Source organism: Candidatus Gastranaerophilales bacterium, from assembly GCA_028693235.1.
Lineage (GTDB): Bacteria > Cyanobacteriota > Vampirovibrionia > Gastranaerophilales > Gastranaerophilaceae > JAQUVW01.
Genome location: JAQUVW010000001.1, coordinates 561,115 through 575,272, shown reverse-complemented (window position 1 = coordinate 575,272; position 14,158 = coordinate 561,115). Strand labels below are relative to the sequence as shown.

Genomic DNA, 14,158 nt, shown 5'->3' with positions numbered 1-14,158 from the left:
AGAAATAATGAAAGTTTTAATTACAGATAAAATAAATGAAGCTGCAGGAAAAATCCTTGACGGCGTTGCTGATGTAGATTTTCTACCAACAATGAGCGAGGATGAACTCGTTGAAAAAATAAAAGATTACGACGCAATGATGATTAGAAGCCAAACTAAGGTTACAAAAAAAATCATTGACGCTGCTAAAAATTTAAAAATTATAGGCAGAGCAGGTGTCGGTGTAGACAATATTGATATTGAATCAGCAACTCAAAAAGGTATCATTGTTGTAAATTCACCTGATGGAAATACAAATGCAGCAGCTGAACACACAGTTGCCTTAATGCTTGCAATGTCGAGAAACATTGCGGCCGCTGCAGCCTCAACTAAAAAAGGTGCGTGGGAACGCTCTAAATTTACCGGTAACGAAGTATTCGGCAAAACACTCGGCGTTATTGGACTCGGAAAAATCGGTTCGCACGTTGCAAAAGTAGCGCTTGCATTGGGAATGAAAGTCGTCGTTTGCGACCCTTATACTACAAAAGAAATTGTAGAAAAAATAGGTGCTCAATACGTTTCCAACCTTGATGAATTCTGGGGAATGTGCGACTACATCACAGTTCACACCCCAAAAACTAAAGAAACTGCGTATTTAATTAACAAAAACACTCTAAACCGAATGAAAAAAGGCGTAAGAATAATCAACTGTGCAAGAGGCGGGATTATCGATGAAAATGCATTGAAAGAAGCTATTGAAGCAGGTCAAGTTGCAGCTGCTGCTATTGATGTATATGAAAACGAACCACACATTGAAGAAAGTCCGCTGTTGAAATGTGAAGGAAATGTTTTGATGACTCCTCACTTAGGAGCAAGCACAAAAGAGGCTCAATTTAACGTAGCAATTGATGTTGCAGAACAAATCAAAGATGTTTTATCAGGCGGTTCAGCTCGTGCGGCAGTAAATATACCGGCGTTAAAACCGGCAGTTGTGGAACCTGTCAAAGATTACATGAAAATAGCAGGCGACTTGGGTGCACTTGTCGCACAACTTGCTAACGGAAATATAAAATCAATACAAATGACAGTTTCAGGAAATCTTGCAGAGTTAAATGTTTCACCTTTAGAAATCGCTGTTATAAAAGGTATTTTCTCAACAATGCTTGAAAACGTAAACTACGTAAATGCACCAATAATCGCAAAAGAACGTGGTATTAATGTTTTAACAACAAAATCACCTAAGGATTGTACTTTTATCGGCTCAATTTCAATAAAACTCACAACTGATAAAGGCGAAAATGTCGTTACGGGAGCAATGATAGCAGAACACATGCCAAGAATAGTTCAAATCAATCAATACAATATGAGTATTGAAGTTGAAGAACACATGTTGTTTATTCCTCACGAAAACAAGCCATCTATGATTGCAAAAGTAGCCGCTGTAATTGGGGAATCAAGCATCAATATCAGTCGCATGCAAGTTGCACAAAAATCAAATAAAGAAGATAATGTTTCAATTATGATTATTAACACTGAAAGTGCTGTTGAAGATTCAACTCTTAACAAAATTGAAGAAATCGATGGTATTAAAGATGCAAAATACATCAAACTTTGCGACTAATAAAATCTTAAACAAATAAAAAAATGGACGACTCCTTTTGGAGCTCGTCCTTTTTATAAACAACAATTTTTAAATTAAAATCTAATTAAGCAATGAAGTTGTGACCGAATTTGCTTGCTCCTACGAAATAGCATTCTTCAAGCATAGTATTCAAGCTGTTATAAACTTTTTGGAAAGGTCTTTTTTGAGAACCTTCTAAAGCTCTTGCTGTTTCAGAATATACATCAATTGCAGATAATGAATTATTAAATATTGATTGTTCAGTTGTCATTTTTATTTCTCTCTTTCGTTAAAATTTTTAATCTCTCGTGTGGTTTAGTTTTATTAGTCAGCCATATAATTGAATTCGTTTTTGATTGAATTGTCTACAGCTTTTTGTACGCTTTCTTCTTCTGCGGTAACTGCTTGGTGTTGAGTTTCAATTTTCTTTTGTTGAAGGTCTAATTTATTTTGAGCTGCTTCTAATTGAGCAAGTTGTGAATCGAATTGAGCTAAAACAGTAGAGTCGAAAGTAGCGATTGTCGGAGCTGTATCTTGGTCAGCGTCTGAAGAATTTAATTGAGCTGCGACGAAGCTTTCAACGACTTGGGTTCTTTGAGCTAAAACATCTGCGTTTTGAGTAGCTAGTAATTGTTGTTTGCCCATTAAAGAAGTTAAGCTATATTCTAAATCAGATTTTCTAGCTGTTAATGTTAACAATCTAACTTGATTTGATGCTACTGCCATTTTGAACCTCTTACTTTTACTTTACTTAGTGCTTACTCTTATATAAAAACAAAAAGTATATACAAATTGCCTTTTTTGTATATACTTTAGGTTACATTTCTTAACATATAGGTTTAAATAGCGTATTAGCTTGATTTATATAAAATACTTTTTGTCTTTTAGTTCATCGGGCATAAATTGTTGTTTATATGATGGATTAGCATGGGAATAGACATACCCTTTGCCGAAACCGTATTTTGAGGCATCTTTGTAATGTGCATCGCGTAAATGCATAGGAGGAGGAAAATTTTTTCCAGAATTTATATCAGAAATAGCTGAATCAATAGCAACTATTGCTTTGTTAGATTTTGGAGCTCTTGCCACGTACTCAACAGCTTGAGCAAGAGGTATTCTAGCTTCAGGCAAGCCTAAAAGTTCAGCAGCCTTATGAGCATTCATGGCAACAGTCAAGGCATTGGAATCGGCATTACCTATATCTTCTGCCGCACAAACGATTAAACGTCTGGCTATAAATCTGGGATCTTCTCCCGAAACAATCATTTTAGCTAACCAATATATAGCGGCATCAGGGTCAGAGCCTCGCAAACTTTTTTGAAACGCTGACGCCATATCATAATGCTCTTGACGAGAATAGCGGATTGATGAGGTTTGGGCTAACTCTTCCAATATTTTCAAACGCAAAAATCTTGTACCTGACTTTACATCAGAGGCAAAATAGGCATTTTCCAGTAAATTAAGAGCAGAGCGAGCATCGCCTCTTGCATAATTCACAATATACTCATAGACATTAGCTTCAATTTCTATCGGAGTATATTTGTCTTCTAAATACGAAAAGCCTTTTTTTATAATCGTAATCAAACTATCATCGTCTAAAGGATTTAATCGAATGACTTGGACTCTTGAAATCAAGGCGGGAACAACTTGAAAAGATGGATTTTCAGTCGTTGAACCGATTAAAAACAGCGTACCATTTTCTAAATATGGCAATAAGGCATCTTGTTGAGTCTTGCTATAGCGGTGGATTTCATCAATAAATAAAATGGTTTTTTGCCCGTAGACAAGCTTATCTTTAGCGATTTGAACGGCTTCTTTAATATCTTTAATTCCAGAGGAAACGGCACTAAGCTCTATAAAATTGCTATCGGTGTGTTTAGCGATAAGCCTTGCAAACGTCGTTTTTCCACACCCTGGAGGTCCCCAAAGGATAAGCGAAAATAAACGTTTTGATTTCAACAAATTAATTAAAGCTGAATTTTTTGAGATAACATTTTTTTGTCCCAAATATTCTTCTAATGTTTGGGGCCTAAGAATTTCTGCTATAGGAATTTGTTTATTATTTTCTTTTAATGTATCAAATAAGTCCATTGTAATCGTTTTTTAAGTTTTACCTTTTTTTCAAAAAATTATATATAATATATTTTAGCATTAATCTTGGGGAATAAACATGAATCGCAAATTTTTCGTATATATATTAATAATATTCTTAATCGTACTACTTTGTTCTTTTATATTTGTGAAGAAGCAACACGCTGAAACTAAGAAAAACATTACGTTTTGGACGTTACAAATGGGAACATTTGACAAATATATCAATAAAATAATTTCCGACTATGAAGCAAAAAATCCTGATATACACATTACGTGGGTAGATGTTCCATACTCTGAAGGGGAAAAAAGAACGTTAGCCTCTATGTTAAGCAACACGCCACCTGATTTGGTAAATTTAACACCTGAATTTTCAATACTTTTAGCTCAAAAAAATGCACTATATAAAATTCCTAAAGATGTAATGTCAGAATATGTCCCTACAATATCAAAACAATTAAATTATGAGGGGGAATATTTCGGCATTCCATTTTACGCAACATCAGCATTGACTTTTTATAACAAAGAACTACTGGATAAAGCAGGAATTACAAGAGTTCCTGCAACTTACGACGAAATGAATAAAGATGCTCAAATCATTAAAGATAACACAGGAGCATTTGTAACAATGCCTGCATTGACTGAAAACGACACCTTTTTAAAAATATTGAATAAATATAATATAAACTCACCCGGTTCTGTTAATTCAGCAAAAAGTTTGATGATATTTAACGACTACAAAAACTTATATCAAAATAATTTAATCCCAAAAGAATCAATCACACAAAGCCACAGGGAAGCTCTTGAAAAATATATGGCAGGTCAAATTGTTATACTCCCTGCTGGGGCTAATTTTTTAAATATAGTTAAAGAAAATGCTCCAAAAATATTTGAAAACACGAGGGTTGCTCCTCAATTAGTGGGTGACAGCAGACAATATGATTTTTCTTTGATGAATTTCATTGTGCCCCAAAAAGCTAAATATCCGAATGAAGCTATAGATTTTGCAAAATATTTAACAAACGAACAAAACCAACTTGAACTTGCAAAATTGACAACTATTTTGCCTGTAAACAAAAAAACATTGCAAAACAAATACTTTACAACAGACAGCGAGTCTGACATCTTCGCAAAAGCACGTTTCATAAGTTCTAATCAACTAAACAACATACAGCCACCCGTGCCACATACAAAAAACCAGAAAGAACTTTTAACTTTAATTAACAATTATATTCAACAAATTTTGCTGGCAAAACGCCCCACTCAAGATTTGTTAGATGAACTTTCAGCAAAATGGCAAAAATTATAATTTTGAAATACCGAATATTTGATTTAAAATAAGAAACATGGATTTAAAAGATAAAGTAACAAAAATATCTATTTTAGATAAATATATAATTAAACAGGTTCTTGAAGTATTTATATTTGGAGTCGTAATCTTCACTTCTATTATATTTGCCTCAGACACATTTATCACGCTAATCAAACAAATTTCTTTATATGGAATGCCGTTTAATGTTGCTTTAATGATAATTTTATTAAACCTTCCGGCGGTAATTGTAATGACAATCCCGATGAGTGTACTGTTTGCAACCGTTATGACTATAAATAGGTTGTGCCTTGCATCAGAAATCACAATAATGAGAGCTTGCGGAATCAGCATCGGGCGGATAACAAGACCTATATTTATATTTGCGGCATTGATGGCATTGTTAACATTTTTTATCAACGAAACAATAGTCCCGGTCACAACAGCACAATCAAAAACGCTTGCACTTTGGGCTTTTGGACAACGAAATATTCCTCACGGGAAAAAGAATTTTACTCTGAAGGAATTAAACAACGGAAACCAAATAAAAAGGCTTTTCTACGTTGAAAATTGCGGGAAAGACGAATTTTTTAATGTTTCGATATTGGATTTATCAGACCCAAAAACAATTCAAATACTTCAAGCAAAAACAGGCAACACCTCTGATGATGGTTTAGTTTTTCAAAATGCCTCTGCTTATACCATTTCAAAAGCAGGTAAAACACTAAACACATCTTGGATGGGTGAAACAGTTGTCGATTTTGGGATAGATATGAAAGAAGAATTAATCCGTTCAAATGATGCAAAAGATTTGAATCTTTTGCAATTAGCACAAAAATCAGCTTTAAAAACAACAAATCAAAAAGATAAACAAAAATATATGTTACTGTTTTGGGACAAAACTGCACTCCCTGTTACAACAATAGTGCTTGTATTACTTGGAGTTCCATTGGCTGTAACACCGCCCAGAGTACGTTATAACCGTGGATTTTTATTCAGTATTTTAATTATATTCTTTTATTATTTGATACGTGCGTTATCAATTTCATTCGGGGAAGCAGGCATGATTACTCCATTCTTGGCGACGTGGGCACCTAATATAATCCTCGGCACCGTGGGATATATTTTATATCACAAAAAGGTATATACAATATTCTAATAAGACATACCAAATGATATACCTTATCTATACAAATTAATTTTCCTTACTATTACTGCTTCTAAAACGATTTGCATTAAGTTTTGTAACGCAAATATGATATAAAAAGGCAATATTCAAAACCCAAATGTGTTTATTAAAGTACGAGAGGTACAACACAAGGATTAGAGAAATGGGTTACGCATTATTTACAGCAAGAAAGCTGATGCTCCAAACAAGGTTGAATAATTACAACTATCGTTTGATGAGCGTTTCAGAACAAAGAAACCAGATGGTAGAACAAGAAACAAATCTTCAAATGAAGAGTAGTTTCAATTCATCAACAAACAGCATCTTTTTAGCGGATCAACAAGAAAAAATGTACAATGACATTTTAACAAAATCACAAAGCGGTGAATTGGATTCAGGTGCAGTTGATCAAGCTCAACAAAAACTAGAAAATTACATCAATAAAATGCAAGCACAAAGCCAACTTCAATCATCAGCCGACGCTTCACAATTAAAAGCTATTCAAATGGTTGAAAACCAATTAGACTTACAACAAAAGAAATTGACAACACAAATTCAAGCAACCACAGCAGAAATGGAAAAAGTCGAACAAGCAGAAGAAAAAGCAATCGAAAAATCAGCACCAAAATACGGTGGGGGTTAATAAACAACTCGATAGCAACAAATTTATCAAGAAGGATCCGAAAGGGTCCTTCTCTTTTGCGTAAAAATAAAATTAATAAATAATTAACATTAAGTAAGAATCTACATATTTGGAGTAAAATAAATGTGTAAAAGAATAAATAGGAAACGGCTATGTGGGATTATACAGATAAAGTTATGGAATTATACAGAAATCCGAAGAATGTCGGCTCTATTGAAGATGCAGATGCAATCGGAGAAGCCGGCTCTCTTTCTTGCGGAGACATGCTGAAAATATATTTAAAACTTGATGAAAAGGGAATTATTACAGATGCAAAATTCCAAACTTTCGGCTGCGGCTCTGCAGTTGCCAGTTCAAGCATTTTGACAGAAATGGTAATAGGCAAACACATTGATGATGCTAGAAAAATAACAAACCAAGAAATAGCTGAAGCTTTAGGCGGATTGCCACCAGAAAAAATGCACTGCTCTGTAATGGGGCATGAGGCACTTGAAGCTGCAATCGCAAATTTTTATCACGAAGATGTAAAATGCCCTGAAAAAGGAAAAGTTATATGTAAATGCTTTAATGTAACACAAGAAACGATTGAGTCAGAAATAAAAGCAAACAATTTGAAAACCCTTGAAGATATCATGAATTACACAAAAGCAGGAGGTGCTTGCGGTAAGTGCCAAAACGAAATAAAAAGAATTCTTGATGAAACAATTCAATCTGAAAAACCACTTACAAAAACGCAAATGATTTTAAAAATAAACAATGTTATTGATAAATATATATCATCAGAATTAAGAAAAGACGGCGGAGATATTGAATTGATTGACGTTGAAGAAAATAAAGTTTTCGTAAAATTAAGCGGAAAATGCCAATCTTGCAACCGTTCTCAATTAACTTTGACACATTTTGTAGAAGCTACATTGAGAGAACATATCAGCCCAAACATTGAGATAATCCAAGTATAAATTCATCGATAGGAAACAAAAATGAGTGACGAAAAAAAATTAATATACCTAGACAACAACGCAACAACAAAAGTTGATGAAATAGTTTTAGAAAAAATGATTCCATATTTCAGTAAATTATATGGAAATGCGTCCAGTATGTACGATTTGGGTGCAAAATCTGCTCAAGCAATTAAAGCAGCAAGAGAACAAATGATGGGGCTATTTAATGCAAACGACCCCAAGGAAGTATTTTTCACCGCATCAGGTTCTGAAAGTGCCAATATGGGTATTCGAGGCATTTTAGCAGCGGATACAACAAAAAAGCACATCATAACAACAAAAGTAGAACATCCTTGCGTTTTAAACCTATATAAAAAGCTTGAAAAACAAGGCTATAATGTCACATATTTAAACGTTAACTCTGAAGGTGCTCTTGACTTAAACGAGCTAGAAGAAGCTGTAAACGAAGATACCGCATTAGTCGCTGTAATGGCTGCAAACAATGAAACCGGCATAATATTTCCTATTGAGAAAATTTCTCAAATCGTAAAAAGTAAGAACCCAAAAACAAAAATATACGTTGACGCAGTTCAAGCCGCAGGAAAGATATCAATAGACGCTCAAAAATGGAATGTCGATATGATTGGTGTATCCGGTCACAAATTCCATGCCCCAAAAGGAATCGGGGCTCTTTATGTCAAAACCGGGACACTTTTTGTACCACTAATTGAAGGTGGTCACCAAGAACGCGGGAAACGTGCAGGAACAGAAAACGTCCCAAGTATCGTTGGCATTGGACAAGCAGCTGAATATGCTTTAGCTGGTTTAGCTGACGAATCTACCAGAGTAAAAGACTTGAGGAACAAACTTGAAACAAGTATATTAAAAACAGTGTTTAACGCCAGATTAAATTCTTCACTAGTAAACAGAGTGCCAAACACAACAAATATTGGCTTTGAATACGTAGAAGGCGAGCTTATCCTATTACATCTGGGCGACAAAGGTATTTGTGCAAGCTCCGGAAGTGCCTGCACCAGTGGCAGTCTAGACCCCAGTCATGTCCTAAAGGCAATGGGCGTACCTTTTACAGCCTTACATGGAAGCATTAGATTTAGCCTAAGCAGATTTACAACAGAAGCAGAAATCGACTACACTATCAAGGTTCTACCTGAAATTATCGAAAAACTAACCAAAATTTCACCGTTCCAAAGAGAATTAAAAGAACTTAAAGATGTAAAATCAGGAAATGACTAATATTTAATTTTCAAATAAGCTTCAAGATTAAGGTCAAGATTGCCGTATATAATACGAATATAGCGGTCTTCTATAACATCAAGTCTTGAAAAATTAATTTCTCTTTGATGAAAATCTTCTTCAGTATGATGAGCCAAAATTGATGCAAATTTTGTGCTACCTTGAGAGAGCTCAAAATAATAGTTCCCATCAGCACCTTTTATATTCGAAAGTTTATAATACCCCGGTTCAATTATCGCACCATTGTCATCATAAACAGGGGCAGAAATCATAACAGTTGGAGTTTGTTGAACTTTATCAAAAACCGCTTGAAGTTCAGAAAATTCTTTAATTGAGTCTTGTGAAGCTTGAGGAACAGGACATAAAGGCTTTACTTCGGGCTTTTTTCGTTCCCAAAACCATTTTTTCTTATTTTTAGCTTTTTCTTTAATTGCTTCGAGTGTTTTGTCAAACTGCTCATCAGAAACTTGTTTTTGACCTTTAAAAGGATCTGAAAATGTATTTGTCGCATCCCAAGCATCAAAAGATTTATCCAAAGCTTCTTCAGAAAATGCCGGAAGTGCAAAAGCAAGCATAAATATAACAATTAATAATTTTTTCATAATACAATTATTAATGTTAAAACTCGAAAAGTAAACCTATAAAAAATGTATAAAATTTGTATTGAAAAAATTTTGTGGTTTAATTAAAATATAAAAGTCGGCTCGGGACGTAGCGCAGCTTGGTAGCGTACTACCTTGGGGTGGTAGGGGTCGCAGGTTCAAATCCTGTCGTTCCGACCAATTTATTAATAAGAATAGAAGTCGGAATGTAGCGCAGCTTGGTAGCGCACCGTGTTCGGGACGCGGGGGTCGCAGGTTCAAATCCTGTCATTCCGATTTTTAAGTGTTATAAACTATTTTTAACCTTATTTCCTTGTTATAAATCACTATTTGTTATAAAATAAACACATAAAATCTCTATTAATATATAGACTGGGGAAATTATGAAGATTAGTATTCTAAAGAAGTTGGGCATCGTCGCATTTACTATATTTGCGGCATTTTATATAGCGTTTTTGCTTATTTTACCGAATGTAATAAATATAAATAAATATAAAAGTGACATTCAACAAAACGTGCAAAAAACAGCTAATATCAAAATAGATTTTTCTAACGCAAAAATAATCACAACCCCGACATTGAAAGTTGGAGTTAAAGCTGACAATTTAAAAGTAAATTATATGGATAATTCTGAATTATTCACAGGTAAAAAAGCAAGTGTTAAAATTTCTTTACTTCCTTTGATAACAAAAACTATAAGGATTTCTAACATTGATATTCAATCGCCCAAATTGAGATTAGAGGTTGTTGACAACAACAAACTAAAAATTGAAGAGCTTTTTGCTTCAACAGAAGATGAAAACACTCCGCCTCAAGAACTCCCCTTTAGAATATCAAACAAACTTCCGGTTATAAAAATTGACCAATCAGAAATTTACATCTCTGATACAAATACCAAAAACACTATTAAGATTGTATGCAAAAAACTTCAAATTGATAAAGGTGAATTAAACAAAAAAGTAAGGATTAAAACAATCGGGAATATTTACGCAAACAAAGACAAAAATATTTCTTACAATATTAATCTTGATACTTTTTTACCACCGATAACACAAGAAGAAGCTAATAATGAGATAACCACTCAATTTATCAACCCTATAAATTCTTTCATTAAATTTGCACCTACTGCTGATATTTTGTGCAACCTAAAAGTAAGAGAGCACAAAGATGGAATTCATCTCAAAGGTCTTTTCAAAGCAGATAACATGACCTTGACTATTAAGGGCAAAAAGCTTCCAACAAGCTATATCGTGATGAAATTCAAAGGGCACAAAACAGATATTGACTCTTTACTTCACCCGAATGAAAAAGAACAAATTAAATTTAATGCTTACTTAAACACAAGTAGTCACCCAAAAATCGAAGCTATAATTAATACAGACAAAATTGAACTAAATAGCATAAAAGATTTGATTGAAGCGGCTTTGGACACCTTTTCTATTCCAAATCAGCTTAACGAAATCAATATGCAAGGTTATATAATCGCAAACTTTAACCTTGAAACAAACCTTAAAAAGTTAAAATCAAACGGAAATTTAATTTTAGCAAACGGTGGAATTTCCCATAAAAATTATTCTGCAAAAATAACAAATGCAACGTCAAACATTGATTTTACAGATAATAAAATTCAAATAAAAGATACAAAAGCCCTCATAAACGGTACAATGCTAAAAGCTGAGGGGACAATCCTTTCAGACGCTACAACAGACATCAAAATATCGACTAATCAGTTGGGAATAGCAGGCTTATTCAACGCATTTTCGCCACTTGATATAAAAAAGGCTTACGCAATAAACAAGGGCTCATTAACACTTTTAGCCAACATAAAAGGGGCATTAGATGATTTAAAACCCGAATTGCAACTTGAATTGACAGGACTTAGTGCAAAAGACAAAATTAACAATATTGTATTAACAAATCAACTTTTAAAAACGAATATAAGAACCGATAAAGAGGCTTATAAAGGCAACATAATCTCTCAAAAAACTTATATTGGTATTCCTAATTTCGACATAACCATTAAAAACCCACAAATAAAAGCTGATTTTGACACTAAAGACATTACAATTTCACCATCAGAAATTTTGTTTAATTCTTCACCGATTTCACTCTCAGGAAAAATTAAAAACTATGTAAAAACTCCTGACATTCAGATTGAAGCAAAAGGCAAGCTAAAAGCTACAGATTTAGGGAAATTGCTACCAAAAGAAGCAAAAGGATTTGTTTTACAAAAAGGTGCTATTCCTTTATTAATAAACGTAAACGGAACTCCTGACAAAATTGATTTTAAAGCTCAATTAATCGCTGACTCTAATAATAATTTTTCACCTATTACAGTCAACAAATTGGTAGGCAAACCAAGCATAATCAATGCCTTTATTCAACTTAACGGAAACGAATTAAACATAAAAGACATTGGTCTTTATGAATTACAAACCGCTAAAAATGTAAAAAAATCAAATAAAAACGACTTGTCCGACAGTTATAAAATCGCACAATTAACAGGGAAAATCACGCATCTTGACAAAAAAATGCCTAGAATACAGAATATAAAACTTCATTTGCCAGCAGCTTTATCTGTTTCAACTCCTGCTATACAAAATTCAAAATTAAATTTGAAGGGAACTTTAGCGATTGATGGACCGATTAATAACCCTAAAGCAAAAGGAAATATAAATATTTCATCTGTTACGTTGCCTGATATTTTGACAAAAATTCAAAATATTGATTTAAACCTTGATGACTCTAATATAAATGCAAAAATTGACAATATTGACATTAACGGCTCGAACTTAAATATTGACGCAAATGCAAAACTTAATTTCACAAATGTTTTCACAATCAGCAAAATGACAATTTCTTCTTCAAATTTTGATTTGGACAATGTTATGAAAGCCTCAGAAAAACTTGCAAAAATAACTGGCACACAATCATCTCAACAAGTAGGAATGAATATTCCTGTCAAAATTTTTAACGGTTACGGGACAATCACAAGATTAAAATCAGGAAACGCAATACTAAACGATATTTCCAGCGATTTTCGTCTAAATAAGAATGTGGTCTACCTTGATAATCTCAATGCGAAAGCTTACAACGGCAACATATCAGGAAAAGCAACATACAATCTTTCAAACTTTATAACAAAAACAAATATAAAAGCACAAGGGATTGATGCAAATCCTGCAGTAAGTGCTTTCTTGGCTTTAAATAATCAACTTTTCGGAACATTGAATTTTAAAGCAGATGTTGTTTTAAAAGGACTAACTTATCAAGAACAAATAAAATCGTTAAAAGGTAATGTAGATTTCAATATTGAAAACGGTCAAATGGGGAGCTTGGGACAACTTGAAACTTTCTTAAAAGCTAACAATTTGGTTTCTCAAACCTTTATCAGTACATCTTTAGGTGGCATAATAAACACAATTGCCCCATATAATACAGGCAATTTTGACTACCTAAAAGGGACCGTGCACTTGCAAAACGGTTACTGCATAATAAATGAAATCAAGTCGTCAGGGGATAATATGTCGCTTTACATCGACGGAAATTATAATCTTTTAAACAATTACGCCAACTTGATTATAAAAGGAAGACTATCAGACAAGGTGGTTGCAGCATTAGGACCAATTGCAACATTTTCACCAGAAAAACTATTAAGCAATATTCCAAAATTCGGACCTGCGGCGGTAAGCATTCTGCAAATCTTTAATACACCTACGACGCAAGCTCAATTATCACAAATTCCGCCATTGACAACCGATGCCCATTCACAAGAATTTAAAGTATTAATCAACGGAGATATACAAAAACCAACTTTCGTAAAATCATTCCAATGGCTTACTACTCCTGCTGAAATACAAAACACACAAACATCTTTAAAAGATTTATTGAAAATTCAAACTAATATAAACCCCAATCCACCAGAAGTTGTTATTCCCAAAACAAAAGAAGAAGCAATTCAACAAATTAAACAAAACGAAAAAGTTCAAGAACAATTACAAAAAATTCAACAAAATGACAAAGTGCAAAAAATACAACAATTCGGTAATTTATTAAAATATTATTCAGAAGAAAAGAAAACTACAGTAGGCAATTAGGCAAAGGAGACAATTATGAAAAAATCACTTATTACATTGCTTGTTTTAGCAACAACAACTGCTTCTATTGCAACAGCAGCAACTAACCCTTGGAATGTTATGAAAAAAGACTTGAAGAAAGCAAACCAAGAAACAAAAACCAAATATAAAAATATTGGTGAAAATTATAAGAAAAATGCTTCAGAACAAGCAAAAGCAAATAAACAAGCCAGAGTAAAAGCATTGCAAGCACAAAGAGAGGCAGCTATTGAATCCATTGATTCTAAAATCGCAACAAAAAAACAAGCAATTAAAGCTGTTAAAAAACAAAAATTGAGCCAAGCTCAAGAAGCCGCAAAACTCAATGTTTTACAAAGAGAACTTAACTATCTTGAGCAAAAAAGAAATACAATTAAATCAAATTACAATAAACAAATCGACGCTTTAAAGATATAAAAAAAGCCATATAAACGA

The 14,158-nt window shown here is 33.4% G+C and carries 12 protein-coding genes and 2 tRNA genes; 10 read left to right on the top strand and 4 right to left on the bottom strand.

What is annotated here, in order from left to right; genetic code table 11:
- Positions 1 to 7 precede the first annotated feature (7 nt).
- Positions 8 to 1,600: a phosphoglycerate dehydrogenase gene (serA, locus tag PHV37_02785; protein ID MDD3237006.1), complete on the top strand. Its 1,593-nt coding sequence runs from the start codon at positions 8 to 10 to the stop codon at positions 1,598 to 1,600.
- An 85-nt stretch (positions 1,601 to 1,685) separates the two neighbouring features.
- Here serA and PHV37_02780 read toward each other — a convergent pair whose 3' ends face one another.
- From PHV37_02780 to PHV37_02770, 3 genes are all read right to left on the bottom strand, one after another.
- The gene (locus tag PHV37_02780) at positions 1,686 to 1,871 is read right to left on the bottom strand and encodes a hypothetical protein (protein MDD3237005.1); all 186 of its coding nucleotides are present in this window, start codon (positions 1,869 to 1,871) and stop codon (positions 1,686 to 1,688) included.
- A 53-nt stretch (positions 1,872 to 1,924) separates the two neighbouring features.
- The gene (locus PHV37_02775) at positions 1,925 to 2,326 is read right to left on the bottom strand and encodes a hypothetical protein (protein ID MDD3237004.1); all 402 of its coding nucleotides are present in this window, start codon (positions 2,324 to 2,326) and stop codon (positions 1,925 to 1,927) included.
- A 135-nt stretch (positions 2,327 to 2,461) separates the two neighbouring features.
- On the bottom strand, positions 2,462 to 3,691 hold the full coding sequence (locus tag PHV37_02770; GenBank protein MDD3237003.1) for a replication-associated recombination protein A: 1,230 nt from the start codon (positions 3,689 to 3,691) through the stop codon (positions 2,462 to 2,464).
- Between the two features lie 148 nt (positions 3,692 to 3,839).
- On the opposite strand from PHV37_02770, the gene PHV37_02765 reads away from it, so the two are divergent.
- The 5 genes from PHV37_02765 (at position 3,840) to nifS (ending at position 9,006) form a co-directional block, all read left to right on the top strand.
- Complete coding sequence (locus PHV37_02765) at positions 3,840 to 5,000, top strand: extracellular solute-binding protein (protein ID MDD3237002.1); 1,161 nt, start codon at positions 3,840 to 3,842, stop codon at positions 4,998 to 5,000.
- 37 nt (positions 5,001 to 5,037) lie between these two features.
- The gene (locus tag PHV37_02760) at positions 5,038 to 6,159 is read left to right on the top strand and encodes an LptF/LptG family permease (protein ID MDD3237001.1); all 1,122 of its coding nucleotides are present in this window, start codon (positions 5,038 to 5,040) and stop codon (positions 6,157 to 6,159) included.
- Between the two features lie 172 nt (positions 6,160 to 6,331).
- Positions 6,332 to 6,811: a hypothetical protein gene (locus PHV37_02755; protein ID MDD3237000.1), complete on the top strand. Its 480-nt coding sequence runs from the start codon at positions 6,332 to 6,334 to the stop codon at positions 6,809 to 6,811.
- Between the two features lie 152 nt (positions 6,812 to 6,963).
- Positions 6,964 to 7,770 (top strand): Fe-S cluster assembly protein NifU, encoded by an 807-nt coding sequence (gene nifU / locus PHV37_02750; protein ID MDD3236999.1) that lies wholly within the window; start codon positions 6,964 to 6,966, stop codon positions 7,768 to 7,770.
- A 21-nt stretch (positions 7,771 to 7,791) separates the two neighbouring features.
- Positions 7,792 to 9,006: a cysteine desulfurase NifS gene (gene nifS, locus PHV37_02745; protein ID MDD3236998.1), complete on the top strand. Its 1,215-nt coding sequence runs from the start codon at positions 7,792 to 7,794 to the stop codon at positions 9,004 to 9,006.
- On the opposite strand, the gene PHV37_02740 is transcribed toward nifS, so the two are convergent.
- Positions 9,003 to 9,608, bottom strand: a complete 606-nt coding sequence (locus PHV37_02740; GenBank protein ID MDD3236997.1) for a hypothetical protein — start codon at positions 9,606 to 9,608, stop codon at positions 9,003 to 9,005. The genes nifS and PHV37_02740 overlap by 4 nt on opposite strands.
- Before the next feature lie 103 nt (positions 9,609 to 9,711).
- Here PHV37_02740 and PHV37_02735 point away from each other — a divergent pair.
- The 4 genes from PHV37_02735 to PHV37_02720 all read left to right on the top strand — a co-directional run bounded on the left by PHV37_02735 (position 9,712) and on the right by PHV37_02720 (position 14,140).
- Positions 9,712 to 9,788: transfer RNA gene (locus tag PHV37_02735), tRNA-Pro, on the top strand.
- 22 nt (positions 9,789 to 9,810) lie between these two features.
- Positions 9,811 to 9,884: transfer RNA gene (locus tag PHV37_02730), tRNA-Pro, on the top strand.
- 107 nt (positions 9,885 to 9,991) lie between these two features.
- Positions 9,992 to 13,705 (top strand): AsmA-like C-terminal region-containing protein, encoded by a 3,714-nt coding sequence (locus tag PHV37_02725; GenBank protein MDD3236996.1) that lies wholly within the window; start codon positions 9,992 to 9,994, stop codon positions 13,703 to 13,705.
- 15 nt (positions 13,706 to 13,720) lie between these two features.
- Positions 13,721 to 14,140: a hypothetical protein gene (locus PHV37_02720; protein ID MDD3236995.1), complete on the top strand. Its 420-nt coding sequence runs from the start codon at positions 13,721 to 13,723 to the stop codon at positions 14,138 to 14,140.
- The last annotated feature ends 18 nt before the right edge of the window (positions 14,141 to 14,158 follow it).

Bases quoted from the DNA above. Each gene is read 5' to 3' on its own strand.
- PHV37_02770 (MDD3237003.1), bottom strand. From the start codon at position 3,691: ATGGACTTATTTGATACATTAAAAGAAAATAATAAACAAATTCCTATA.
- nifU (MDD3236999.1), top strand. From the start codon at position 6,964: ATGTGGGATTATACAGATAAAGTTATGGAATTATACAGAAATCCGAAG.
- nifS (MDD3236998.1), top strand. From the start codon at position 7,792: ATGAGTGACGAAAAAAAATTAATATACCTAGACAACAACGCAACAACA.
- PHV37_02755 (MDD3237000.1), top strand. From the start codon at position 6,332: ATGGGTTACGCATTATTTACAGCAAGAAAGCTGATGCTCCAAACAAGG.
- PHV37_02725 (MDD3236996.1), top strand. From the start codon at position 9,992: ATGAAGATTAGTATTCTAAAGAAGTTGGGCATCGTCGCATTTACTATA.
- PHV37_02780 (MDD3237005.1), bottom strand. From the start codon at position 1,871: ATGACAACTGAACAATCAATATTTAATAATTCATTATCTGCAATTGAT.
- serA (MDD3237006.1), top strand. From the start codon at position 8: ATGAAAGTTTTAATTACAGATAAAATAAATGAAGCTGCAGGAAAAATC.
- PHV37_02740 (MDD3236997.1), bottom strand. From the start codon at position 9,608: ATGAAAAAATTATTAATTGTTATATTTATGCTTGCTTTTGCACTTCCG.
- PHV37_02760 (MDD3237001.1), top strand. From the start codon at position 5,038: ATGGATTTAAAAGATAAAGTAACAAAAATATCTATTTTAGATAAATAT.
- PHV37_02775 (MDD3237004.1), bottom strand. From the start codon at position 2,326: ATGGCAGTAGCATCAAATCAAGTTAGATTGTTAACATTAACAGCTAGA.
- PHV37_02720 (MDD3236995.1), top strand. From the start codon at position 13,721: ATGAAAAAATCACTTATTACATTGCTTGTTTTAGCAACAACAACTGCT.